The organism is Klebsiella sp. CN_Kp097, from assembly GCF_040064495.1.
GTDB classification, from domain to species: domain Bacteria; phylum Pseudomonadota; class Gammaproteobacteria; order Enterobacterales; family Enterobacteriaceae; genus Klebsiella; species Klebsiella aerogenes.
The window spans coordinates 149,529-171,452 of record NZ_JBEAIL010000003.1 but is presented as its reverse complement, the minus strand read 5'-3'; the positions used below and the strand labels follow the sequence as shown (position 1 = coordinate 171,452).

Sequence of the window (21,924 nt, the reverse complement as noted above, 5' to 3'; positions counted from 1 at the left end):
CGCCGTTTTCGTTTTTTCGGGTTTAACGTTATGTCTCACCGCGACACGCTTTTTTCCGCGCCGATCGCCAGTCTCGGCGACTGGACCTTTGATGAACGGGTAGCCGAAGTCTTCCCGGATATGATCCAGCGCTCTGTTCCTGGTTACTCCAATATTATTTCGATGATCGGCATGCTGGCTGAGCGTTTTGTTCAGCCAAACACTCAGGTTTACGATCTCGGCTGCTCGCTCGGCGCCGCGACGCTTTCCGTGCGTCGCAATATCGCGCATCCGGGATGCAAAATTATCGCCATTGATAACTCCCCGGCGATGGTAGAACGCTGCCGTCGTCATATTGATGCCTATAAAGCGCCGACGCCGGTTGAGGTTATTGAGGGCGATATTCGCCATATCGCCATTGAAAATGCCTCCATGGTCGTGCTGAACTTCACTATTCAGTTCCTCGAGCCGAGCGAACGTCAGGCGATCCTGGATAAAGTCTATCAAGGGCTCAATCCGGGCGGCGCGCTGGTGCTTTCCGAAAAATTCAGCTTTGAAGATGCCAACGTCGGCGAACTGCTGTTTAACATGCACCATGACTTCAAACGCGCCAATGGCTATAGCGAACTGGAAATCAGCCAGAAGCGCAGCATGCTGGAAAACGTCATGCTGACGGATTCAGTGGAAACCCACAAAGCACGACTGCGCCAGGCGGGGTTTGAACATGCCGAACTGTGGTTCCAGTGCTTTAATTTTGGTTCATTGGTGGCGGTTAAATCCGAGGAACGGGCATGATCGACTTCAGTAATTTTTATCAGTTGATCGCGAAAGGACCGCTCTCCCACTGGCTGGAAACGCTGCCCGCTCAGGTCGCGGCCTGGCAACGCGAAGCGCTGCACGGCAAGTTTCGCGAATGGGAACGCGCCGTTGAGTTTCTGCCCGAGCTGGCGCCCTGGCGTCTCGATCTATTGCATAGCGTCACGGCGGAAAGCGAAACGCCACTCAGCGAAGGCCACCAGCTGCGAATTGAGAATCTGCTGCGAAACCTGATGCCGTGGCGTAAAGGCCCTTATTCGCTGTATGGCATTAATATCGATACCGAATGGCGTTCCGACCTGAAATGGGAACGCGTGCTGCCGCATCTTTCCGATCTCACCGGTCGTACTATCCTCGATGTCGGCTGCGGCAGTGGTTATCACATGTGGCGGATGATTGGCGCCGGCGCGCATCTGGCGGTCGGTATCGATCCAACCCAGCTGTTCTTATGCCAGTTTGAAGCGGTACGCAAACTCATCGGCAACGATCAGCGCGCGCATCTGCTGCCGCTCGGCATCGAACAACTGCCGGCGCTGGAAGCCTTTGATACCGTCTTTTCGATGGGCGTGCTCTATCACCGCCGTTCCCCGCTGGATCATCTGTGGCAGCTCAAAGATCAGTTAGCCCCCGGCGGCGAGCTGGTACTGGAGACGCTGGTCATTGAAGGTGATGAGAACACCGTGCTGGTGCCCGGCGACCGCTACGCGCAAATGCGTAACGTTTATTTCATTCCTTCCGCCGCCGCGCTAAAACAGTGGCTGGAGAAGTGCGGATTCATCGATGTGCGCATTGTTGATACCTGCATCACCACCAGCGAAGAGCAGCGCCGCACCGAATGGATGACGACGGAATCACTCGCCGACTTCCTCGATCCACATGACAGCAGCAAAACGCTGGAAGGTTATCCCGCGCCGCTGCGCGCGGTGATCGTCGCCACTAAACCAGAGACGCAGCAGTCACTGGCGAAAAAAGCAGCCGCGGCCAGAGCGTAATTGACCTCGAGCGACTACTGACGCTCGCGGGATAAAAAAAGGCCCCTGTTGAAATTGCAGGGGCCTGGTACGGGCAATCATCATATTGGGCGACATGATGTGCAGCAAAAAACGGTTAGCTTCGCGGGCTAATCCCGCGCGGCAGAAATAATTTGTTTCATTTCCGCCACCGCCTCGCCGTTAACGGCATAGCGGCAATATTCATCGGCATCTGCGTCGGTGGACATCGATAACCCCGGATTACGAAAGCGCATCGGCGATGGCAACCACTGCCCCGCTGAGCTATGCACCTCTTTGAGGCCTGCCTGCAGAAACTTTTGCAGATTGGCAGCCCGCACTCCCGCTCCGGCCATAATGATTGGAGTATCGCCCAGCGCAATTAGTTCCATAATTTTTGCAAGACCTTGCTCCGCCGTTGGCCGTTGTCCAGAAGTGAGGATACGCGCAACCCCCAGTTCAGCAAGCGAATGCCATGCCTGACGCGGGTCGGCGCACATATCAAAGGCCCGGTGGAAGGTCACCGCCAGCGGCCCCGCCGCCGCCATAATTTTTTGCATGCGGGGGATATCCACCTGGCCGTCAGCATCGAGTACGCCGATCACCAGACCAGCAAAACCCAGATCTCTGACCGTCGCTACATCATCCAGCATGGCGGCAAACTCGCCGTCGGTGTAACAAAAATCGCCGCCGCGCGGACGGATAATCGGATGAACCGGAATCGAGATATTGTTTCGCACCGAACGCAGCACGCCCAACGACGGCGTTAACCCGCCCTCCTGCGGCGCGGCGCAAAGTTCAATGCGATCGGCGCCGCAACGCTGCGCCTCCAGCGCGCATTCCATGCTATAGCAGCAAACTTCCAGTAACATCGATTCCTTCTCCATTTTCATCACGGGCAACACAGCATGTCACGATTTTTCCCCGCAGACGCCGCGCGGCTTCACACTGTTAAGTATCGGATCGCTCGCTGGCGACGATTTGCTCGATCGACCAGGGGTGGAATTTAATGGTCACTTTGCCGTCCGTGACCGCCAGCGTCGGGTTCGGCAAACGTTCACGCTCCCCTTTCGGCGAACTGGTTTTCACGAAAATCCCCGGCTGGCTGAGTCCATCATCGGAAAGCAAGGCCAGCGCGCGAGCATTGAGGGTTTCCGGGTCACCCGGCAGAACGATTTCGATATGTTCCCAGCCTTCGTGCGGGTAACGTTTTTCACCCGGCCAGGGCAACTCCACAACCGTAAAGCGCCAGTGGGCGACACAGATAGGTTCGGCAAGCTTAAATAAGCAAATGGGGCGGCCATTAATGATATTTTCCGATAGTAACGTGCCGCAACGCTCCAGCCCCTGCCGCCAGCGCTCCGCCGTCGTATTTTGATGACAACGCAGCGAAATATGGTCGGCGTCCAGCGGCGCAAGCTCCAATCCCAACCGTTCGGCCAGCGCTTGCAGCGCATCGCTAAAACGCGGTAAATCCGCCGAAATATCATTCAGTTCATCAATTTGCTGCCAGTTCGCCATCTTGCGCCTCGGTGATCGCTAAAAAGGCTAATTTATCCTGTTTCGCCGCCCCGACCAACCGCCAATCCGCGCGCCGAAACAACGAATGGTTATTGATTAAGCGTGCTGCCCGGCAACTTACGTGTGGTGCTGACGACGGGGCGCAAATGCAGTATACTCCCGCCTTAATTTGTCCATGTTCCGGCGCCGCCCCACAGGGGTTCTCGCGCCTTAAAAGTAAGGTATTCCGGTGAATATTCAGGCTCTTCTCTCAGAAAAAGTCAGCCAGGCCCTGATCGCGGCAGGCGCGCCTGCCGATTGCGAACCTCAGGTCCGCCAGTCAGCAAAAGTTCAGTTCGGCGACTATCAGGCCAATGGCGTGATGGCGGTGGCCAAAAAACTGGGCATGGCGCCGCGACAACTTGCAGAGCAGGTACTGTCTCATCTCGATCTGAACGGCATTGCCAATAAAGTCGAAATCGCCGGACCGGGCTTTATCAATATTTTCCTCGATCCAGCCTTCCTGGCGGACAACGTCAATCTCGCGCTGCAGTCCGAGCGCCTGGGCGTGGCGAAACCACAGCCGCAGACCATCGTTGTTGACTACTCCGCGCCGAACGTGGCGAAAGAGATGCACGTCGGCCATCTGCGTTCAACCATCATCGGCGATGCCTCGGTACGTACTCTGGAATTCCTCGGCCATCGCGTTATCCGCGCCAACCACGTTGGTGACTGGGGTACCCAGTTCGGGATGCTGATCGCTTATCTGGAAAAGCAGCAGCAGGAAAACGCCGGCGAAATGGCGCTGGCCGACCTCGAAGGTTTCTACCGCGAAGCGAAAAAACACTATGACGAAGACGAAGCATTCGCCGAGCGCGCGCGTAGCTACGTGGTTAAGCTGCAGGGTGGCGACGAGTACTTCCTGCAGATGTGGCGCAAACTGGTCGACATCACCATGTCGCAAAACCAGATCACCTACGATCGCCTGAATGTCACCCTGACCCGCGATGATGTGATGGGTGAAAGCCTGTACAACCCGATGCTGCCGGGGATCGTTGCCGATCTGAAAGCAAAAGGCATGGCCGTCGAGAGCGAAGGCGCGACCGTGGTCTTCCTTGATGAATACAAAAACAAAGAAGGCGAACCGATGGGCGTCATCATCCAGAAAAAGGATGGCGGCTACCTCTACACGACTACCGATATCGCCTGCGCAAAATACCGTTATGAAACGCTGCATGCCGACCGCGTGCTCTACTACATCGACTCTCGTCAGCATCAGCATCTGATGCAGGCGTGGACTATCGTCCGTAAAGCAGGCTATGTACCGGAATCCGTACCGCTGGAACATCACATGTTCGGCATGATGCTCGGTAAAGACGGTAAACCGTTCAAAACACGCGCCGGCGGTACCGTCAAACTGGCCGATCTGCTGGACGAAGCGCTGGAGCGCGCACGCCGCCTGGTGGCTGAGAAGAACCCGGATATGCCGGCCGATGAGCTGGAAAAACTGGCCAATGCGGTGGGTATTGGCGCGGTGAAATATGCCGATCTGTCGAAAAACCGCACTACCGATTACATTTTCGACTGGGACAACATGCTGGCGTTCGAAGGTAATACCGCGCCTTACATGCAGTATGCCTATACCCGTGTGCTGTCGGTGTTCCGTAAAGCCGGTATCGACGAAAGCGCGCTGGCTGCCGCGCCGGTAGTTATTAGTGAAGATCGCGAAGCGCAGTTGGCTGCCCGCCTGCTGCAGTTCGAAGAAACGCTGGCCGTCGTCGCCCGTGAAGGTACTCCGCACGTAATGTGCGCCTACCTGTACGATCTGGCCGGTCTGTTCTCTGGTTTCTACGAACACTGCCCGATCCTCAGCGCCGAAAGCGAAGAGGCCCGTAATAGCCGCCTGAAACTGGCGCTGCTGACGGCGAAGACGCTGAAGTTGGGCCTCGATACTCTGGGTATTGAGACCGTAGAGCGGATGTAAAAAACAAACCCGGTGAAAGCCGGGTTTGTTTTATTAGTCGCCCCGGTACGCGCAACGCGGCCGGGGAATCTATGCCGCTATCAGAAATATTTGCGCAGATACTCCGTCAGACAAAGAATCGCCATCGCCTGGCCGTACGGCATAGAGGTGAGCGGAATTTGCCGGTAAAAATCGAGATCGGAGCCCATCCCGGTACCAAACGAGGTTTGCAGCAGTTCCCCCTCTGGTGAAATATTTCGCACAATCCCGCGTATCGCCTTTTCGGCAACCTCGGTGTACTCCGCCCCGACATAACGCTTACGTATCGCTTTCAGGATGCCGTAAGCGAAGCCCGCCGTCGCCGACGCTTCAAGATAGGAATGCGGATCGTCGAGCAGGGTATGCCAGAGCCCACTCTCATCCTGACATTTCGCTAACGCGGCAATTTGCGCATTCAGTACCTGTAGCAGATAGCGGCGCACCGCACTCCCCTCTGGCAAATCCACCAGCTCAAGGAAGTCCGGGATCACGATGGTGAGCCAGCTGTTACCTCGCGCCCAGCGCGCACGCGCAAAGTTGTGTCGGCCGTCATAACTCCAGCCGTGGAACCACAGGCCTGTCTCTTTGTCCATCAGGTTCTGTACATGCAGCAAGAACTGATAGGTTGCTTCTTCAATGTATTGCGGACGATTTAGTAATTTACCGATTTTGGCTAGCGGCAGCACCGTCATCATTAGCGTGTCATCCCACATCTGCTGATGGTTCTCTTCCGCCAGGGTAATGTGCTGCATGCCTCCCTGCTCGGTGCGCGGCATCTCATGCATCGCCCATTCGGCCCAGCTATCGAGCCACGGTAGATACTCCTGGCGCCCGGTCTCTTCATAGCGATAAGCCAGCGTCAAAAACGGCGCCATGGTATTAACGTTTTTGGTGGTTGCACCTTCGGCGAAGCGATCGGCGAACCAGCCGTCAATGATATCGCGCATCGCGGTATCGCCGGTTTGTTGATAATACTGGTAGATGCCGTACAGCCCAACGCCGTGGGTCCACTCCCAACCGGCCCAACCTTTGGTATCGATGACTCGCCCATCGTCCAGCCGCAGTAAAAACTGCCCGTTGTCATCCTTAATATTCACCAGGTTTTGCGTCACATTACGGATCAATGCCTGAAGCTCGCTGCGAGCGATAAAGCGCTCAGGCTGACGCAGTAATGGGCTATGTTTGACCGGCCAAACTTTCATGTTCTTAACCTCTGGTATATGTCGAATTCAAAGTGCCGCCCTGATTCAGCGCCGGGGCGGCAGGTTTATTGCGATTCAGGTAGCCAATGTTGTTATTACCCCACAGGCAGTCGTAAGGCATCCCCGCCAGCAGCTCAACCACCGCGCGGTTTTCGGCAGTCGTCTGCTCGGGCTGTGCGTAACCGATATCACGCATCACCATCGTCTCGGCGCGGAGCACGCTGTGCGTATGCAGATTGAGTTTAAAGCGCAGGGAGACCAGGAAGCCGCAGGCCAGCACCACCAAAGTACCGACGCTTAGGATCAACAGAATGGTATGACTGACGCCTGCCGGCTGAATTTTTTGCCCGGAGACAAAGCCCGATAGTTGCATGATAATGCCAACCAGCATCACCGCCCCCGCCTGCGACGCTTTGCGGGTCAGCGTCATGATTCCGGCGAAAATGCCCTCCCGACGCTGGCCGGTAATGACTTCGTCGACATCGGCAATATAGGTGTAAGTATTCCACGGCACGTAATTAATGCCGCCGCGCCCCAGACCCGCGATAGCGGAAATGAGCAGTAATAATGAATAGACGTCGCTTAGCCCCGCGTAATAGAGCACCGCATAAGAGAGAGAGCTCAAACCAAACAGCACCACTACCATGCGATATGAAGGCGCCGGGCCAAAGCGAATGCATAGCGGGATCATGGCGATAACCGCGATGAACTGGAAGATAGCCATCGTGCCGAGTAAGTTAGAGGCGACAGAAGCGTCCTGCATCAGCACAAAGACCACGTAATAGGTAAACACGGCGTTGAACACGTCCTGCGCGATATAACCGCCCAGATACATACCAAGATGTTGGCGGAAGATTTTAATTCGCAGCGTAGAGCTGAGCTCAATAAACAGACGATTAAGACTCTGCGCGAGCGTTAAGTTGCGCTTTTCTTCTTCCGCGCGTAACGCTGCTTCAGACCACGCTTCCCGCGGACGTTCCCAGGTGAAAAACCAGACGAAGGTCAGCATTAGCGCGCACAGGACCGAAAAGACCAGGCTCGCGTAAAAAAATGAGCTGGCGTTATCTTTACCCAGTTGGGTGAGCAGGATCCCCGGTAAAAACGAGGCTAATATCGCCGACATTTGCGCCATGGAAATACGCGCGCCGGAAAATTTGGTCTTCTGTTTGAAATCATCGGTCATCTCCGGTACCAGCGTCTCGTAGGGCACCAGAATCATGGTATAGACAATATCAAACAGCAGATAAGTTGCGAGGTAGTACCAGAACCCCATATCGCCTACCCACATCATTGAGTAGCTAAAAACGCAGGGAATACCGAGCAAAATAAAAAATTTGCGTCTGCCGAACCGCTTACCCAGCCAGGTAGAGCCAAAGTTATCGGTTAAGAAGCCCATCAGCGGGCTGACGACCGCGTCGAGCACGCGCGCGGTGGCGAAAATGAGCGTCGCCTCAATGGGCGATAGCCCGCAGAAGGTGGTGTAAAAATAGAGTAGCCATGCTGCGGTCAGCGCGGTGGTTCCCGCGCCGAGAAAATCGCCGGAACCATAGGCGAGATAATTAGCCAAACCGATTTTTCGTGTTTTCATCGCCGTAAATCCTGTCTCTTTTTATTAGATAACTTCGGCCTTACCACGGGCTATACCGAAGTTTTGCGGATACATGGCTACAGTAAGATCATGAAAACCGGCTTACCTTTGCGTTTTTGCCAGTACCAATCATTCAGTGGCAAAAAAACAAAGGGGCGGGCAACATGCGTCACCGATTTATAAAACAGCGTTTCTTTTAAAGCAAAAGAGAGAATCATTTTTGCGAGTCGGCTGCCAGAATCTGATACCACACGATCAGAGAAAGGCGTTTTTAACCGCGCGAATAACCCTTGTGGAAAAATGGAATTAGGAGTAAAGAAGGAAGAAAGGTCCCGTTGCGTATCTCAAGGAGGCTAGATGCCCTACTCTCATCTGTTAGTCGCCGTCGCCCCAACGCCGGAAAGCCGCATGTTGGTTAATAAAGCGGTGTCTATCGCACGTCCGTCCAATGCGCAGGTCAGCCTGATCACGCTGGCGACAGATCCGGAAATGTATAATCAGTTCGCCGCGCCGATGATGGAAAATTTGCGAGAGATAATGCAGGAGGAGACCCGTAGTTTTCTTAATGAACTCGCCGCCCAGGCGGACTACCCTATCAGCAAAATGACCATCGCCAGCGGCGAACTTTGCCACCACGTGAAGGATTTTTGCCTACAGCATCACGTCGACCTGGTCATCTGCGGCAACCATAACCAGAGCCTGTTTTCCCGCGCTACCTGTTCAGCGAAGAATATCGTCGGCAGCAGCGGAGTCGATGTGCTGTTGGTTTCCCTGGAATAAGCTGATGCCGAAGCATCAGCCGTTTTGACTACGCGGAGGGAGTAACTACGGTTGGCTGCTGGCAGCTATCTTCAGGCGACTTTACCCGCTTTAGATCGGCAACGAACTGCGCCTGCCAGTTATCAATATCATTACTCTCGATCGCCTTGAGCATTTTGCCATGGCGAATAATTCGCTCGGCAAGCGGCATCGTTAGCGCGCGATCCAGCGCCGCCGCCACTTCATCGCGATCGTAGGGGTTGACGATGAGCGCGGAAGTCAGTTCATTCGCCGCGCCAGCGAACTGCGATAACACCAGCACCCCAGGGTTTTCAGGGTCCTGTGCGGCGACAAACTCCTTGGCCACGAGGTTCATGCCGTCGCGTAGCGGTGTGACCAGGCCCACGTCGGAATAACGAAATACCTTCATGAGCAGTTTGCGATCGAAGTGCTGATTCAGATAATACAGCGGCGTCCACCCCAATTGACCATAGTGGCCGTTGATGCGTCCCGCGGCGGTTTCCAGTTGGTGGCGGATATCCTGATAAGCCTGTACATCCCCCCGCGAAGTGGGCGCTATCTGGGTATAGCGAATTTTCCCACGATGCTGGGGGTAGTTTTCCAGCAGCGCTTCGTAAGCCTGAAAACGCTCTGGCAACCCCTTGGAGTAATCCAGGCGCTCAACAGAAAAAATATTCTTCACCCCTTTCAGTTCAGCTTTCAACTGAGCCAGCTTCGGCGGCAATGGTCCGCTGGCGCTGCGTGCGACCTCTTGCGGCTCAATGCTAATCGGGTAGACGGCAGTACGGAACGTCTTGCCCCAGGCGCGATATTGTTGGTGGCCCACTTCGCTTAATGTGGTTTGCTGGGCAACGCAGTCAACAAACGCCTGCCGGTCGTTTTCGGTTTGAAAGCCCAAAAGGTCATAATCACACAGCTGCTCAAGTAGTTCGGCATGCGGGGGCAACGCATTGAATATTTCAGGCGTTGGAAACGGAATATGTAAGAAGAAACCAATGCGGTTCTTCACACCGTTTTTGCGTAATTCGCTGGCAAATGGCAACAGATGATAATCATGAACCCATACCATATCGTCATCGGCTAGCAGCGGCAGCAGCTTTTGCGCCACGGCGGCATTAACCCGCAGATACCCCTCCCACGCCGGACGCTGAAAATTGACTAAGTCGAGACGATAGTGAAATGCGGGCCATAGCACCGCATTGGAAAACTGATTGTAGTAGAGCTCGTGATCTTCTTCGCTAAGGTTGAATGAGGCCCACGAAATATCCCCTTTACTCACCTTCTTCAACGGCTGGCTATCATCACCGATTTCCCCACTCCAACCAAACCACGTGCCGCCGCTCGCTTTCAGCGCACCTAAAATACCCACCGCCAGGCCGCCTGCGCTGGCCTTTTTATCATTTGGCGTTGCAATACGGTTAGATACTACGACTAAACGACTCATGGTCATCCCTCCCGTTAGTGAATACATCCAGGCTTTGCATATTGCCGACAACATGGCGTAACCACTTATGTACGGCGGCAACATTCGCCAGCCGCCAGCGCGCCTGTGTGTCGCCTTGTCCAACTTTAATCGATACTCCGCCTAATTGATTAACCATAGTAAAACCCGCCTCATCAGTCAGGTCATCGCCGATAAATACCGGCTTTCGTCCCGCAAAAGGCGCTTCCCGCATAAACGCGGCGATTGCTTCACCTTTGTTAATGCCACGTGGTTTGATCTCAACGACACACTTCCCTTGCTGAATGGCCAGAATCGGATAACGCTGCACGATATCCTGCGCCAGCGCCAGGATGGCGCTCTGGTGTTGTGGTGCCTGACGGTAATGCAGCGCAAAAGCGATGCCTTTATCCTCCAGTTCGCTGCCAGGCAGCGCCTGTAGCGCCGAAGTTAATGCTTCGCCGACCTCACGGCTCAATGCCGGCGGCAGTGATACATCGTGCCTTTTTCCATTGATATCGCGGCGTTCAGCCCCGTGGACGCCGGCAAGCGGCAGTCTCCAGTGACGGGTTAGTTCATCAAGCTCTGTTAGTGAGCGCCCTGAAATCAATGCCACAGCATCATGTTGTCGCTGTGCCAGTAATCGCAACATCTGAAGGACGTCTTCGGGGATAACAACCTGATCGGGATGAGGTTTGATATCGGCAAGCGTGCCGTCAAGATCCAGAAAAAATGCGTGGTTTCCGGTTAGCTCAGGCGGTACAGATATCTGGTCAGCCACCCTGTGTTCCTCCTTATCATGGCCAGCATTACGCTGGTTGTTAACTAATTGTTAGCCATGTAAGTATAGACAGTGTGACCAGCCTCGCCATTTTGATAGTCACCGCCAGCGCAGCGGGCGCCGGCGGCACATTATGATGTAGACTTAAAAGTTGCGCGCAATTAAACCGCACGTTTCGCTTTTTGCTTGTATCGGTCGAAGATAACCGCTGCCAGCAATATTACCCCGCGGACTACATATTGTGAGAATGGCGAAATGTTCAGCAGGTTCATCGCGTTCTCCACGGTACCCAGGATTAGGATCCCGGCCACCACATAAGAGATCTTACCGATCCCGCCTTTTAGCGATACGCCGCCCAGGACACATGCCGAGATCACAATCAGTTCATAACCAATTGAGGTCATAGGCTGCCCGCTGGTCATGCGCGAAGCCAGGATAATCCCCGCCGCCGCCGATACCAGACCTGAAAGAACAAAGATGATGATCTTGGTACGAACAACCGGCACCCCTGCAAGTCGCGCCGCCTCCTCATTGCCCCCTATGGCCAGCGTGTTGCGGCCAAAGGTGGTTTTATTCAGCAGCAGTCCAAAGACGATCAGGCAGGCAACCGTCAGCCAGATTGGCGCTGGCAGCCCCAACCAGTTGGCATAACCCAGAGTAAAGAAACGTTCATCCTCAATGCCAACCGCTTTACCATCGGAAATAATATAGGCCAGCCCACGGACGATTTGCATGGTAGCCAGAGTTGTGATCAGCGCGTTGATCTTCAAACGCGCAATAACAAAACCATTTACCAACCCGCTGACAGCACCCAGCAAAAGCCCGGCGGCAATGCCAATCCATAAGCTTTCGGTCAGGTTAATCACTACCGCCGTCGTCACACCGGCGCAGGCAATGACCGAAGCGACTGACAAATCAAAATCCCCGGAGGCCAGGCAGAACAACATGCCGCAGGCCACCATTCCCGACATGGAAATCGCCAGCCCCAGCCCTTTCATATTGACGAAAGAGGCAAAGTTGGGAACAAAGATCACGCAGCCGATGAACAACACGGCGAAGACCACCAGCATACCAAACTGATCCCAGATTCGGCCGAAGCTGAAGGAGGATCGTGCGGCGCTCGGCGTAGTTACAGATGACATCATTCACTCCTTACTCAGGCTACGGCCTGGCTGACTTTAGGCATCGCAAGGCTCAGCGCCTGCTGTTCATTCGCATCTTCATGCAGCAATTCACCGGCCACTTCACCTTCACGCATCACCACGATGCGGTCGGCGACGCCGAGCACCTCTGGCAGGTCGCTGGAGGCAAAAACAACCGCCACGCCAGAAGCTGCCAGCGCATAGATAACGTTGTAGATTTCATGCTTTGCGCCGACATCAATGCCGCGGGTCGGTTCATCAAGCAGAATCACCTTCATCTCTTCCGACAACCAGCGGCCCAGAATGGCTTTTTGCTGATTACCACCGGAGAGATTCATAATTAACTGCTCAGCTCCAGGGGTTTTGATATTGAGCGATTTGATATGTTGTTCGGCATTACTCGCTTCCCAGGCATTGTTAATCAGGCAGCCGGCATGAATATGCTTACGCCGCGCGCTGATATTGATGTTGTCACGCACCGAATGTACCGGAATGATGCCCTCGGCTTTACGATCCTCCGGACACAGCATCATGCCCGCCTGAATCGCCTGCGCCGGTTTGCGAATATTTATCGCCTGACCATCAATATAGACCTGACCGCTGGTAATTCTGCTGCCGCCAAACAGCCCCTTCATTAGTTCGCTGCGCCCGGCGCCGACCAGACCAAACAGGCCGACAATTTCACCGCTGCGTACCGATAAACTGATTGGCATTCTGACACCTGGCGCTTTAACCTGATCCAGTCGCAGCCGCTCGCTGCCATATTCACGCGCTTTCCAGCCATAGATATCGCCAAGATTACGCCCCACCATCGCCTGCACGAGAGCATCGTGATCCACCAGCCGCATGTCGTCAAAGGTCCGCACATAGCGGCCATCTTTAAACACGGTAATGGCATCGCTGAGGGCGAAAATTTCCTCCATACGGTGCGAGACGTAAATAATCACTCGCCCTTCTTCACGCAGCTCGCGAATCACGCGAAAAAGGTTGTCGATTTCGCGCGCAGAGAGTGAGCTGGTTGGTTCATCAAACGCAATAATCTTCGCGTTACGCGCCAGCGCCTTGGCGATCTCCACCATCTGCCACTGGCCGATCGACAAATACTTCAGCGGCGTTTCCGGGTCGATATCCAGCCCCAGATGTTCCAGCTGCAGCCGCGCTTCATAATTCAATAAAGACCGATTCACAATGCCGCCTTTATGCGGCAACTGACCAAGATAGATATTCTCGGCAACGGTCATTTCCGGGATCAGATGAAGTTCCTGATAAATAATCGCTACACCAGCATTTAGCGCAGCGGTAGTATTCGTAAATGCTATTTGCTGACCATCAATTTGCAGATGCCCGGCAGTTGGAATGTAGTTACCGCTGAGAATTTTTAAGAGGGTGGACTTCCCGGCGCCGTTTTCACCCATCAACGCGTGGATCTGCCCGCGATAGCAGTCAAAGCTGATGTCAGACAGTGCTTTAACGCCCGGGAACGTCATGGTGATACCGCGAAATGAGAGATAAGGGATAGATTGTTGCATAACGACTCCGCTCTTCTACGCATAACCTCCCGCCAGAGCGGGAGGCAGAATGAACCCGGCCTTACAGCCCTTTCTTCGCCAACTCTTGTTTAAAGTTGTCGCGGGTAATCAGCACCACGTCAGTCACGGCGGTAAATTTCGGCGGCTCGGTGCCTTTGGTCACCCAGTTGTAGAGCATCTCACTGGTTTTATAGCCATGGATATCCGGGCTTGGCAGCAGAGATCCATAGAACCCCGTCGGCTGGGCTTTCGAAAGCTCATTCACCGCGTCGACACCGTTAATACCGATGCCGATAACATCCGGCGCTTTAAAGCCCTGGCCTTCAGTTGCCCTTACGCCGCCCAGCACGGTGTTATCGTTCATACCCACGATTAACCAATGCTTAACCTGTGGATGCTGCACCAACATGGAGTTACCGGCATCGAACGCTCCTGGAATGTCGTTAGATTTGGTCGGTACACGATAGATCTGTTTTTCCGGGAACCCCGCTGCTTTCAGCGCGTCAATCGAGCCAGTGGTACGGCGTCGGGCAGTATCCAGTTCATCGGCAGTAATCGCCATCACGCCGGTATCTTTCACGTCCCAGCCGCGTTTTTGCATCTCTTTATACAATTCCTGCCCCTGACGAGCGCCGATTTCGCTTGCGGCCATCATGACCAGCGGCACGCTCTCCATCGGCTTACCTTTGGCATTAACAAACTGATCGTCAACGGTGATAACTTTCATGTCATAGCCGCGAGCCTTCGCAACAATCGCCGACCCCAGTTTTGGGTCCGGCGTGCAGATGACAAATCCCTTCGCGCCGCTGGCGGCGAGACTGTCGATCGCATTAAGCGTCTTTTCACCATCTGGCACCGCGATTTTAATCACCTCAAAGCCCAAATCCTTACCGGCTTTATCAGCAAATTTCCACTCGGTCTGGAACCAGGGCTCCTCCGGTTGCTTCACCAGGAAACCGAGCTTGAGGTTTTCAGCCATAGCTGATTGTGACATAACCGCCGCGAGGCCAATGGCCGCCAGCGCTTTAGTAAATTTGTGCATGGTAAACTCCAGCTTTAATTCGCTTTTCTGTAGGGGAAAATCGGACTTAAATTTTTTATCGGTCTTAAAACAAGGCATTAGAAAAATCGCAATCAACATTGCCGTTGTTAAAATAGTTTTAACTGGAAATTATTTATCCATACGAGAGCGTCATCACACCGCAGAATTACAGTAGTTGCGTACATAAATTCAGCAAAAAATGACATAAAAAAAACGCTAATTGTCAGACAATTAGCGTTATGCGTGGCACAATAATCCATATCACCAGCAGACTTATCCTTGTAGGTTCGCTAACGCCATCCCGGGCTACTCTGTCCTGCGATTTGCCGCCAGCTTATATGTTATTCTTCCACTTCTAACAAAAGATGATCTATCACAAGTTCATTATCCTCTCGCTATTTTCGAATAATGAATAAGCTATGATCGATATATGAATTTACCGTTAAATCAACTTCATTAATACAAATTTACTAGCCCTACGAACCCTTAAATATAACCATTTAAATTCAATACATTACGATTTAAAAACCACAAAAAAGACAATTAAAACAAGCAGTAAAACTGATGTTGTAACAAATCGTAAATAACGCATATTGAGAGTTTTCTTATTCGGAACATAAGGGTATTCTTGATGTATCGGCAGATATAAATAAATAGTCACGTGCAAATGGATTGCACCGTGTTTATTTCCTGCCTATTGCGTTGCGCTTGCAAAACTCGCCTGTGCGTGGCGATGGTAGCGCGTCATACTTCCCTTGCGGATAAATAAGGATATTGTTATGGCAGTTCCAGGAATGGTTCAGAAATTAAATACCCAGATTAATCTTGAGTTTCACGCATCAAATGTTTATCTACATTTAGGTGAATGGTGCGCGCAACAGCGTCTCAACGGCACAGCAACCTTCTTGCGCACCCGTGCGCAATCCAGCGTGACGTTAATGATGCAGGTTTTTGACTATATGAAAAAGGCCGGCGCCTGGCCAATTGTCAAAGCCGACGAAAGCTATCCCCCGCAATGCACAACGCTTGAAGAAGTGTTTGCCAAAACTCTCGAAGAGTATCAGCAACGTAGCAGCATGCTGTCCGGCCTGGCGCAGGAAGCAAAAGCGCAGCGCGATGACACGACGTGGCGTTTTTTGACCCTGCTGGAGAAAGAGCAGCAGCAAGATGGGCTGTTACTGCAAACCGTCCTTGAAGAAATACGCACTGCTGATAAAGCCGGGCTCGGTATGGAGCAGACAGACCGTCGACTACTTAATCTCATCTCGCCACAACAGCACTAGCTGAATTTGGCCGTTCCAGACTGGAACGGCCAGACAATCAACTTCTCAGAGTTAGAGCTAGTGCGCTTCACCCTGCGGGGTAAATTTCAGTTCAATCAGTGCAATTGCTTTTTGTACTGCGCGCAGCGTCACCGGATCCGCCGAAGCAGGGTTACTCGCAAAATCAATCGCTTTTAACTGCGTCGCCATTTTTTCGCGCACTTCGACCGGGGCGATAACGTCAATCACATCAAGGATCTGTTTGATGACCAGCTGGCATGCGACGACATCGGAAACCAACTCATCTTGTTCAGTGAAAGGTTGAGACATTTTTTACTCCTATTTTCAGGAGCGTAATAGTAACCTAAATCGCACCAGATAAAAAAACATGTGCGGGAGCGGCGAAAAGAAAACGTACCGCAAAGATACTTATTCATTTTGCTATGGCAACGACACAATGGGTACAACAACAATTACGCCAAAAACAGGCGCTTTTTCCGCCCCGGCATTATTGGTGGCTGGCGCTTTCTTTATGGAATTTCTCGATGGCACGGTCATCGCTACCGCCCTGCCTGATATGGCGAAGGATTTTGGCGTAGCGGCGGTCGCGCTCAATATTGGCATCAGCGCCTACCTGATCACCCTCGCGGTACTGATCCCCGCCAGCGGCTGGATCGCCGACCGCTTCGGCGCGCGGAAAGTGTTTACTCTGGCCCTCGCCATTTTTACCCTCGCCTCCGTATTCTGCGGTTTATCGCGCAACATCGAAAGCTTTGTGACAATGCGCATTCTACAGGGCGTTGGCGGCGCGCTGATGGTCCCCGTCGGGCGCCTGGCGGTATTGCGCACCACTCCCAAAGATCAGCTCATCAAGGCAATAGCCACGCTGACCTGGCCGGCATTGGTCGCACCGATAATCGGCCCGCCGCTCGGGGGTTTCATTACCAGTTACGCCAGCTGGCACTGGATCTTTTTTATTAACGTGCCGCTCGGGCTACTGGCGATGGCGCTCTCGCTACGCATCATTCCCAATATCCGTGAAGAAGAACGCCGCCCCTTCGATCTACCCGGTTTTCTGACGACGTCACTGGCGATGATAAGCCTGGTGGCAGCGATGGAACGACTCGGCGACCGACAGCCACAGAGCTGGCAAACGCTGGCGCTCATGGCGACAGGTATCGGCTGTATGTTTTTCGCTCTACGCCATTTCCGCCGCGCCGCCTGGCCAATGGTACGGTTGGACGCTTTGCAGGTTCCTACATTCCGGGTAACCATGTACGGCGGTTCACTGTTTCGCGCGTCGATAAGCGCCGTCCCATTCCTGCTTCCATTGCTATTCCAGGTGGGTTTCGGCATGGATCCTTTTCATTCTGGACTGCTGGTGCTGGCCGTTTTTGTCGGCAATCTCACTATCAAGCCTGCAACCACGCCGCTCATCCGCTGGTTGGGGTTTCGCCGCTTATTGCTGATTAACGGTGCGCTGAATGTCGCCTCGCTACTTGCCTGCGCGCTGTTAACGCCGCAAACGCCGGTATGGCTGATAATGTTGATCCTCTATCTTGGCGGGGTGTTCCGTTCCATCCAATTTACCGGCGTCAGTACGCTCGCTTTTGCCGACGTTCCTTCCGCGCAGATGAGTTATGCCAATACGCTGTTCAGCACCGCTTCACAGCTGGCGGTTGGGCTCGGTATCACTCTCGGCGCCATCGGCATCCGCATCGGTGAACAGTTGAGCGAGTGGTTGAATCTGACGACTCTACCGGGAATTAGCTTCCGCTTGGCGTTTGTCTTTATTGCGCTGATTTGTTTGGTAGGGATGATTGATACGCTACATCTTACGCGAGATGCCGGCAGCACGGTATCCAGTAAAACACGACCATAACAAACAGGCCCGCGTAGTGATGCAGGCCTGTTTGAAAAGCCCTATTAGCCTATAATCTGGCGTACGAAAGCTTCGATTTCTTTATCCTGGCAGTTTTCGAAGAAGCATTGCTGGAACCGCGGCCCGGAAACGGCGGTTTTTACCAGTTCCGGATCGATAGCTCGTAAGGTATCAAGATAATTTTCTTTCACCACCGCCGCTTTCACTTTATTCAGGATCCCGGCATTGCGGACCTGCGGCTCTTTACGTTCCGGCGGATACCCCTCCCCATTACGGCCGGTGAACGCCTTCTCAAAAATAAAGCGCACGTTCAATTCCGCCCCCCAGCCAAAGCCTTTAGCAAAAGGCAGAGACAACGCGTTACCGTTGTTGATTTGGGCAAACAGGAAGGCATCCGCAGGGTCAATACAATAACCACAGACCACTCCCGGATGGATATTCAATGACATCAGCGCCCCCTGGCCAGTGCCGCAACCGGTCACCACGAAATCGACCGCTTTAGAATTCAGCAGGATGCTGGCCATGATTCCCAGATGGATATAGGTGAGATGATGATCGTGCTCATCGCTCATTCCTACGTTGTAAACCGGGAAGCCTTTTTCATCGGCAACGGCGTTTAACTCGTTGAGGATGATGGCATTTTTGCTGGCCTGGCTGTTTTCCATCATCAGTGCGATTTTCATGCTTCACTCTCCTGAATGCTCTGCGGGCACGGCCCGATAGTTCGTTAGCGTTAACAGGACTCTACTACTTCATAAATGCGTTTTCAAACTTTATGAAAAGCTGTTTTACAAAAATCTTAGCGCGTCACATTTTGAGCCTCCCTCAGCCCAGTTTTCCCCTTTCAGGTTCAGAACATTAAATATTCGTCGTTTCGCTTCACGCGATAATTTACGAAATAAATATCAAATTAAAACCATTCTCATTTATTATTATATTGCCAATGCGTTTTATTCCCATTTGCATTTTTAATAATTAATTTTTTAATTTACTTTTTGCAAATAAATTACTAACAAATTATAGTGACGGCACATTATGATTTAATCTTTATTTCCGGAGTGGACGCCATGCTGAAAGCAGAAATGATCGAAAAACTTAATGAGCAAATGAATCTTGAGCTTTATTCTTCTTTGCTTTATCAGCAGATGAGCGCATGGTGCAGCTACCATAGCTTTGAAGGTGCAGCCGCCTTTCTCCGCCGCCACGCGCAGGAAGAAATGACGCACATGCAGCGCCTGTTCGACTATTTGACCGATACCGGCAGCCTGCCGCGTATTAACGCCATTAGCTCGCCGTTTGCCGAATATGCTTCACTTGATGAACTGTTCCGCCAGACCTATGAACATGAACAGTTAATTACGCAAAAAATTAATGAACTGGCGCATGCCGCGATGACTAATCAGGATTACCCGACCTTTAATTTCCTGCAATGGTACGTAGCAGAACAGCATGAAGAAGAGAAATTATTCAAATCTGTTATTGATAAACTGACCCTTGCCGGTAAAAGCGGTGAAGGCCTGTACTTTATCGATAAAGAACTGGCAACCCTCGACACGCAAAACTAATTCCCACAGCGGCGGCCGCCCTGGCCGCCGCGCGCTCAATGACGGCAAATTTTACTCTCGCTGGTATTGAAACCCTCTTCCACCGCAATGAATTTACCTTTCTGCTGCAAAAACGTCACCAGCTGCGCCGCGTCCAGATCCTGCGCCGAGCAGGTGTGAAAGCGAGCATCTTCGCCAAATTGCCTCTTAATGGCCGCTTCGAGACTGGCAACGCTGTACGACTCGCCCGATGCGATCATCATCTGTAATACTTCATGACCGTGAATAGATGACATAACTCCTCCTGTAAAGCAGGCAGCATATATCAGCATGCGCCTGGCGGCTTTGCGCCAACGCAGTCTTTTCTGCCCTCCAGAGACGTAAAGATATAATTACACCACTTGTAACCATCATTTGACGAAATCACTCATTTCACATACTCTGCGCGACATAATTATTCGTTCCTTCCTTCATAGATAGAGAAAAGCGTGAAGAACCGCACTCTGGGTAGTATTTTAATCGTTGCCGGCACCACCATTGGCGCCGGTATGTTGGCGATGCCGCTCGCTTCGGCGGGAGTCGGTTTTGGCGTCACCCTGGTATTACTGATCTCGCTGTGGGCGCTGATGTGCTATACCGCCCTGCTGCTGCTGGAAGTCTATCAGCATGTCCCTGCGGATATGGGGTTAGGCTCACTGGCGGCGCGCTATCTCGGCCGCTACGGCCAATGGGTCACCGGTTTCTGTATGCTTTTTCTGATGTATGCGCTTACGGCGGCCTATATCAGCGGCGCTGGGGAGCTGCTGGCCTCCAGTCTGAATCAGTGGCTGAACTGGAACCTACCGCCTTCTGCCGGCGTATTGCTCTTTACCGGCATTGGTGGCGCGGTGGTGTGCATAGGGACTTCTCTGGTCGATCTGTTTAACCGCTTTTTATTCAGCGCCAAAATTATCTTCCTCGCGGTGATGCTGGTGCTGCTGCTGCCGCATATTCACCAGATAAATCTCCTGACTCTGCCGCTACAGCAGGGCCTGGCGCTGTCCGCTATTCCGGTGATTTTCACCTCGTTTGGTTTTCACGGTAGTATTCCCAGCATCGTTAGCTATCTGAATGGCGATATTCGTAAGCTGCGCCGCGTCTTTATCATCGGTAGCTTTATTCCGCTGGTCGCCTATATTTTCTGGCAACTCGCCACGCTTGGCAGCATCGACTCTCCGGCCTTTACCGCCGTGCTAGCGCAGAATTCCGGCCTGAACGGCCTGCTGGCAGCAATCCGCGACGTTGTCGCCTCGCCGCATGTAGAGGTGGCGGTACATCTGTTCGCCGACTTCGCTCTGGCGACGTCTTTTCTCGGCGTCGCATTAGGTTTGTTTGATTACCTGGCAGATTTGTTTCAGCGTAAAAACACCCCTGCCGGACGTATACAGAGCGGCGTCATCACTTTCCTGCCGCCGCTGGCCTTCGCCCTGTTTTATCCGCGAGGTTTCGTGATGGCGCTGGGCTACGCCGGCGTGGCGCTCGCCGTACTGGCGCTGATGTTGCCATCATTATTAGTAATGAAAAGCCGAAAACTGCACCCACAGGCAACCTGGCGTGTTCCGGGCGGCTCGATTGCGCTCTGGCTGGTATTGGGCTGTGGAGTGGCGATAGTGGCCATTCAATTCTGCATTGTGGCAGGATTATTACCCGCTGTGGGGTAAACAAAAGGGGCCTGGTTGGCCCCTTTTGTTATTTAGCTAAACAACACTGCTTATACTTTTTGCCGCTACCGCAGGGGCAAGGATCATTACGCCCCACCTTGGTCTCATTTCTTACCGGTTGCTGCACTGCCGTCGGCTGAGCGTTCTCCATCCAGTAATTATATAAAGCCAGCGCGGCGGGCTTGATGCTATCAACGCTTTCGACAAATTCATCCGCGGTCAGCGTATCGAGCGCTTCGAAACGTTCTTCCGTTCCGTGTAACGCAATGGCATCAAGCTGTGGCTGCAGTTCCGCAGGTAACGTCGACCAGTCGCAGAGGGCAACGCCACGCATATAGCCGAAGCACCACTCTTCAACAATGGTCAGTTCCTGGCCTTCAAACTCGCGGATGCCAAACAGCGGATCAAACTGCTCCGGATAGTCAGCCAGGCGTTCGGCGATGTCGCTCATATGCTGCAGCGTCAGGTTAACGAAACGGTCGCGCTCGCGATCGTTAGCCCAGCGCGGTACATTATCCGCCCCGCCCCAGATAGCAAGCAGCCACTGCGCTGGTTCGATTTCGCTCGGCCCGGATAAGATAGCCGTTAACAGACCATCAAGTTCGGAGACATCAAGGATGGCGCCCTCGGTGGCATATTTCGACAGGATCTCATCCAGCCACTCAAGTTCACTTTCGTTCAGGGGTCCGGTTTTCATTACAGGCTCATGATGGTAGAAAAATGGCGCTTACAGTAGCGAAAATGG

Annotated in this window: 21 protein-coding genes; 8 read left to right on the top strand and 13 right to left on the bottom strand. The window is 53.0% G+C overall.

What is annotated here, in order from left to right; translation table 11 throughout:
- Nucleotides 1-30: 30 nt before the first annotated feature.
- Together cmoA and cmoB are read left to right on the top strand one after the other, a co-directional pair.
- A complete protein-coding gene (cmoA, locus tag ABLV07_RS05015; RefSeq protein ID WP_015365981.1) occupies nucleotides 31-774 on the top strand; it encodes a carboxy-S-adenosyl-L-methionine synthase CmoA in 744 nt (247 codons plus the stop codon).
- The gene (cmoB, locus tag ABLV07_RS05010) at nucleotides 771-1,787 is read left to right on the top strand and encodes a tRNA 5-methoxyuridine(34)/uridine 5-oxyacetic acid(34) synthase CmoB (RefSeq protein ID WP_047055866.1); all 1,017 of its coding nucleotides are present in this window, start codon (nucleotides 771-773) and stop codon (nucleotides 1,785-1,787) included. Before cmoA ends, cmoB begins: the two co-directional genes overlap by 4 nt.
- Nucleotides 1,788-1,915: 128 nt before the next feature.
- Here cmoB and cutC read toward each other — a convergent pair whose 3' ends face one another.
- Together cutC and ABLV07_RS05000 are read right to left on the bottom strand one after the other, a co-directional pair.
- A complete protein-coding gene (gene cutC / locus ABLV07_RS05005; protein ID WP_015365979.1) occupies nucleotides 1,916-2,656 on the bottom strand; it encodes a copper homeostasis protein CutC in 741 nt (246 codons plus the stop codon).
- A 79-nt stretch (nucleotides 2,657-2,735) separates the two neighbouring features.
- Complete coding sequence (locus ABLV07_RS05000) at nucleotides 2,736-3,305, bottom strand: VOC family protein (protein ID WP_015365978.1); 570 nt, start codon at nucleotides 3,303-3,305, stop codon at nucleotides 2,736-2,738.
- Nucleotides 3,306-3,534: 229 nt separating this feature from the next.
- Here ABLV07_RS05000 and argS point away from each other — a divergent pair, with 229 nt between their 5' ends.
- On the top strand, nucleotides 3,535-5,268 hold the full coding sequence (gene argS / locus ABLV07_RS04995) for an arginine--tRNA ligase (protein ID WP_015365977.1): 1,734 nt from the start codon (nucleotides 3,535-3,537) through the stop codon (nucleotides 5,266-5,268).
- Between the two features lie 80 nt (nucleotides 5,269-5,348).
- On the opposite strand, the gene ABLV07_RS04990 is transcribed toward argS, so the two are convergent.
- On the bottom strand, nucleotides 5,349-6,488 hold the full coding sequence (locus tag ABLV07_RS04990; protein ID WP_042893377.1) for a glycoside hydrolase family 105 protein: 1,140 nt from the start codon (nucleotides 6,486-6,488) through the stop codon (nucleotides 5,349-5,351).
- Between the two features lie 4 nt (nucleotides 6,489-6,492).
- Entirely contained in the window at nucleotides 6,493-8,076 is a 1,584-nt protein-coding gene (locus ABLV07_RS04985) for an MFS transporter (RefSeq protein WP_042893375.1), read from the bottom strand.
- Nucleotides 8,077-8,433: 357 nt separating this feature from the next.
- On the opposite strand from ABLV07_RS04985, the gene uspC reads away from it, so the two are divergent.
- Entirely contained in the window at nucleotides 8,434-8,856 is a 423-nt protein-coding gene (gene uspC / locus ABLV07_RS04980; RefSeq protein ID WP_015705964.1) for a universal stress protein UspC, read from the top strand.
- 28 nt (nucleotides 8,857-8,884) lie between these two features.
- Here uspC and otsA read toward each other — a convergent pair whose 3' ends face one another.
- The 5 genes from otsA to ABLV07_RS04955 form a co-directional block, all read right to left on the bottom strand.
- Nucleotides 8,885-10,300, bottom strand: coding sequence for an alpha,alpha-trehalose-phosphate synthase (otsA, locus tag ABLV07_RS04975; protein WP_015705965.1), 1,416 nt, complete (start codon nucleotides 10,298-10,300; stop codon nucleotides 8,885-8,887).
- On the bottom strand, nucleotides 10,275-11,078 hold the full coding sequence (gene otsB / locus ABLV07_RS04970) for a trehalose-phosphatase (RefSeq protein ID WP_348853568.1): 804 nt from the start codon (nucleotides 11,076-11,078) through the stop codon (nucleotides 10,275-10,277). The genes otsA and otsB overlap by 26 nt, the downstream gene beginning before the upstream one ends.
- A 161-nt stretch (nucleotides 11,079-11,239) precedes the next feature.
- The gene (araH, locus tag ABLV07_RS04965; RefSeq protein ID WP_015365969.1) at nucleotides 11,240-12,220 is read right to left on the bottom strand and encodes an L-arabinose ABC transporter permease AraH; all 981 of its coding nucleotides are present in this window, start codon (nucleotides 12,218-12,220) and stop codon (nucleotides 11,240-11,242) included.
- 14 nt (nucleotides 12,221-12,234) lie between these two features.
- Nucleotides 12,235-13,749 carry an L-arabinose ABC transporter ATP-binding protein AraG gene (gene araG / locus ABLV07_RS04960; RefSeq protein ID WP_032714840.1) on the bottom strand — a complete coding sequence of 505 codons (1,515 nt, stop codon included), beginning with the start codon at nucleotides 13,747-13,749 and terminating at the stop codon, nucleotides 12,235-12,237.
- Between the two features lie 61 nt (nucleotides 13,750-13,810).
- Nucleotides 13,811-14,791, bottom strand: coding sequence for an arabinose ABC transporter substrate-binding protein (locus ABLV07_RS04955; protein ID WP_015705967.1), 981 nt, complete (start codon nucleotides 14,789-14,791; stop codon nucleotides 13,811-13,813).
- Between the two features lie 779 nt (nucleotides 14,792-15,570).
- On the opposite strand from ABLV07_RS04955, the gene ABLV07_RS04950 reads away from it, so the two are divergent.
- Entirely contained in the window at nucleotides 15,571-16,074 is a 504-nt protein-coding gene (locus tag ABLV07_RS04950) for a non-heme ferritin-like protein (RefSeq protein WP_032711938.1), read from the top strand.
- A gap of 57 nt (nucleotides 16,075-16,131) precedes the next feature.
- On the opposite strand, the gene ABLV07_RS04945 is transcribed toward ABLV07_RS04950, so the two are convergent.
- Nucleotides 16,132-16,383, bottom strand: a complete 252-nt coding sequence (locus ABLV07_RS04945) for a DUF2766 family protein (protein ID WP_015365964.1) — start codon at nucleotides 16,381-16,383, stop codon at nucleotides 16,132-16,134.
- Nucleotides 16,384-16,510: 127 nt separating this feature from the next.
- On the opposite strand from ABLV07_RS04945, the gene ABLV07_RS04940 reads away from it, so the two are divergent.
- Nucleotides 16,511-17,935: an MFS transporter gene (locus ABLV07_RS04940; protein WP_026612266.1), complete on the top strand. Its 1,425-nt coding sequence runs from the start codon at nucleotides 16,511-16,513 to the stop codon at nucleotides 17,933-17,935.
- 44 nt (nucleotides 17,936-17,979) lie between these two features.
- Here ABLV07_RS04940 and ABLV07_RS04935 read toward each other — a convergent pair whose 3' ends face one another.
- Entirely contained in the window at nucleotides 17,980-18,618 is a 639-nt protein-coding gene (locus ABLV07_RS04935; RefSeq protein WP_015705970.1) for an RpiB/LacA/LacB family sugar-phosphate isomerase, read from the bottom strand.
- Nucleotides 18,619-19,002: 384 nt separating this feature from the next.
- Here ABLV07_RS04935 and ftnA point away from each other — a divergent pair, with 384 nt between their 5' ends.
- Nucleotides 19,003-19,500 (top strand): non-heme ferritin, encoded by a 498-nt coding sequence (ftnA, locus tag ABLV07_RS04930; RefSeq protein WP_015365960.1) that lies wholly within the window; start codon nucleotides 19,003-19,005, stop codon nucleotides 19,498-19,500.
- A 35-nt stretch (nucleotides 19,501-19,535) separates the two neighbouring features.
- Here ftnA and ABLV07_RS04925 read toward each other — a convergent pair whose 3' ends face one another.
- Complete coding sequence (locus ABLV07_RS04925) at nucleotides 19,536-19,775, bottom strand: YecH family metal-binding protein (RefSeq protein WP_015365959.1); 240 nt, start codon at nucleotides 19,773-19,775, stop codon at nucleotides 19,536-19,538.
- Nucleotides 19,776-19,967: 192 nt separating this feature from the next.
- On the opposite strand from ABLV07_RS04925, the gene tyrP reads away from it, so the two are divergent.
- On the top strand, nucleotides 19,968-21,179 hold the full coding sequence (tyrP, locus tag ABLV07_RS04920; protein WP_032714843.1) for a tyrosine transporter TyrP: 1,212 nt from the start codon (nucleotides 19,968-19,970) through the stop codon (nucleotides 21,177-21,179).
- Between the two features lie 28 nt (nucleotides 21,180-21,207).
- Here the strand turns inward: tyrP and ABLV07_RS04915 are convergent, their stop codons facing one another.
- On the bottom strand, nucleotides 21,208-21,876 hold the full coding sequence (locus ABLV07_RS04915; protein ID WP_348853567.1) for a YecA family protein: 669 nt from the start codon (nucleotides 21,874-21,876) through the stop codon (nucleotides 21,208-21,210).
- Between the last annotated feature and the right edge of the window lie 48 nt (nucleotides 21,877-21,924).

Excerpts from the sequence above, each read along its gene's own strand:
- cmoB (WP_047055866.1), top strand. The coding sequence starts at position 771 with ATGATCGACTTCAGTAATTTTTATCAGTTGATCGCGAAAGGACCGCTC.
- ftnA (WP_015365960.1), top strand. The coding sequence starts at position 19,003 with ATGCTGAAAGCAGAAATGATCGAAAAACTTAATGAGCAAATGAATCTT.
- ABLV07_RS05000 (WP_015365978.1), bottom strand. The coding sequence starts at position 3,305 with ATGGCGAACTGGCAGCAAATTGATGAACTGAATGATATTTCGGCGGAT.
- ABLV07_RS04945 (WP_015365964.1), bottom strand. The coding sequence starts at position 16,383 with ATGTCTCAACCTTTCACTGAACAAGATGAGTTGGTTTCCGATGTCGTC.
- araH (WP_015365969.1), bottom strand. The coding sequence starts at position 12,220 with ATGTCATCTGTAACTACGCCGAGCGCCGCACGATCCTCCTTCAGCTTC.
- ABLV07_RS04925 (WP_015365959.1), bottom strand. The coding sequence starts at position 19,775 with ATGTCATCTATTCACGGTCATGAAGTATTACAGATGATGATCGCATCG.
- araG (WP_032714840.1), bottom strand. The coding sequence starts at position 13,749 with ATGCAACAATCTATCCCTTATCTCTCATTTCGCGGTATCACCATGACG.
- ABLV07_RS04935 (WP_015705970.1), bottom strand. The coding sequence starts at position 18,618 with ATGAAAATCGCACTGATGATGGAAAACAGCCAGGCCAGCAAAAATGCC.
- ABLV07_RS04915 (WP_348853567.1), bottom strand. The coding sequence starts at position 21,876 with ATGAAAACCGGACCCCTGAACGAAAGTGAACTTGAGTGGCTGGATGAG.
- cmoA (WP_015365981.1), top strand. The coding sequence starts at position 31 with ATGTCTCACCGCGACACGCTTTTTTCCGCGCCGATCGCCAGTCTCGGC.
- ABLV07_RS04955 (WP_015705967.1), bottom strand. The coding sequence starts at position 14,791 with ATGCACAAATTTACTAAAGCGCTGGCGGCCATTGGCCTCGCGGCGGTT.
- cutC (WP_015365979.1), bottom strand. The coding sequence starts at position 2,656 with ATGTTACTGGAAGTTTGCTGCTATAGCATGGAATGCGCGCTGGAGGCG.
- ABLV07_RS04985 (WP_042893375.1), bottom strand. The coding sequence starts at position 8,076 with ATGAAAACACGAAAAATCGGTTTGGCTAATTATCTCGCCTATGGTTCC.
- uspC (WP_015705964.1), top strand. The coding sequence starts at position 8,434 with ATGCCCTACTCTCATCTGTTAGTCGCCGTCGCCCCAACGCCGGAAAGC.
- ABLV07_RS04940 (WP_026612266.1), top strand. The coding sequence starts at position 16,511 with ATGGGTACAACAACAATTACGCCAAAAACAGGCGCTTTTTCCGCCCCG.
- ABLV07_RS04990 (WP_042893377.1), bottom strand. The coding sequence starts at position 6,488 with ATGAAAGTTTGGCCGGTCAAACATAGCCCATTACTGCGTCAGCCTGAG.
- ABLV07_RS04950 (WP_032711938.1), top strand. The coding sequence starts at position 15,571 with ATGGCAGTTCCAGGAATGGTTCAGAAATTAAATACCCAGATTAATCTT.
- otsA (WP_015705965.1), bottom strand. The coding sequence starts at position 10,300 with ATGAGTCGTTTAGTCGTAGTATCTAACCGTATTGCAACGCCAAATGAT.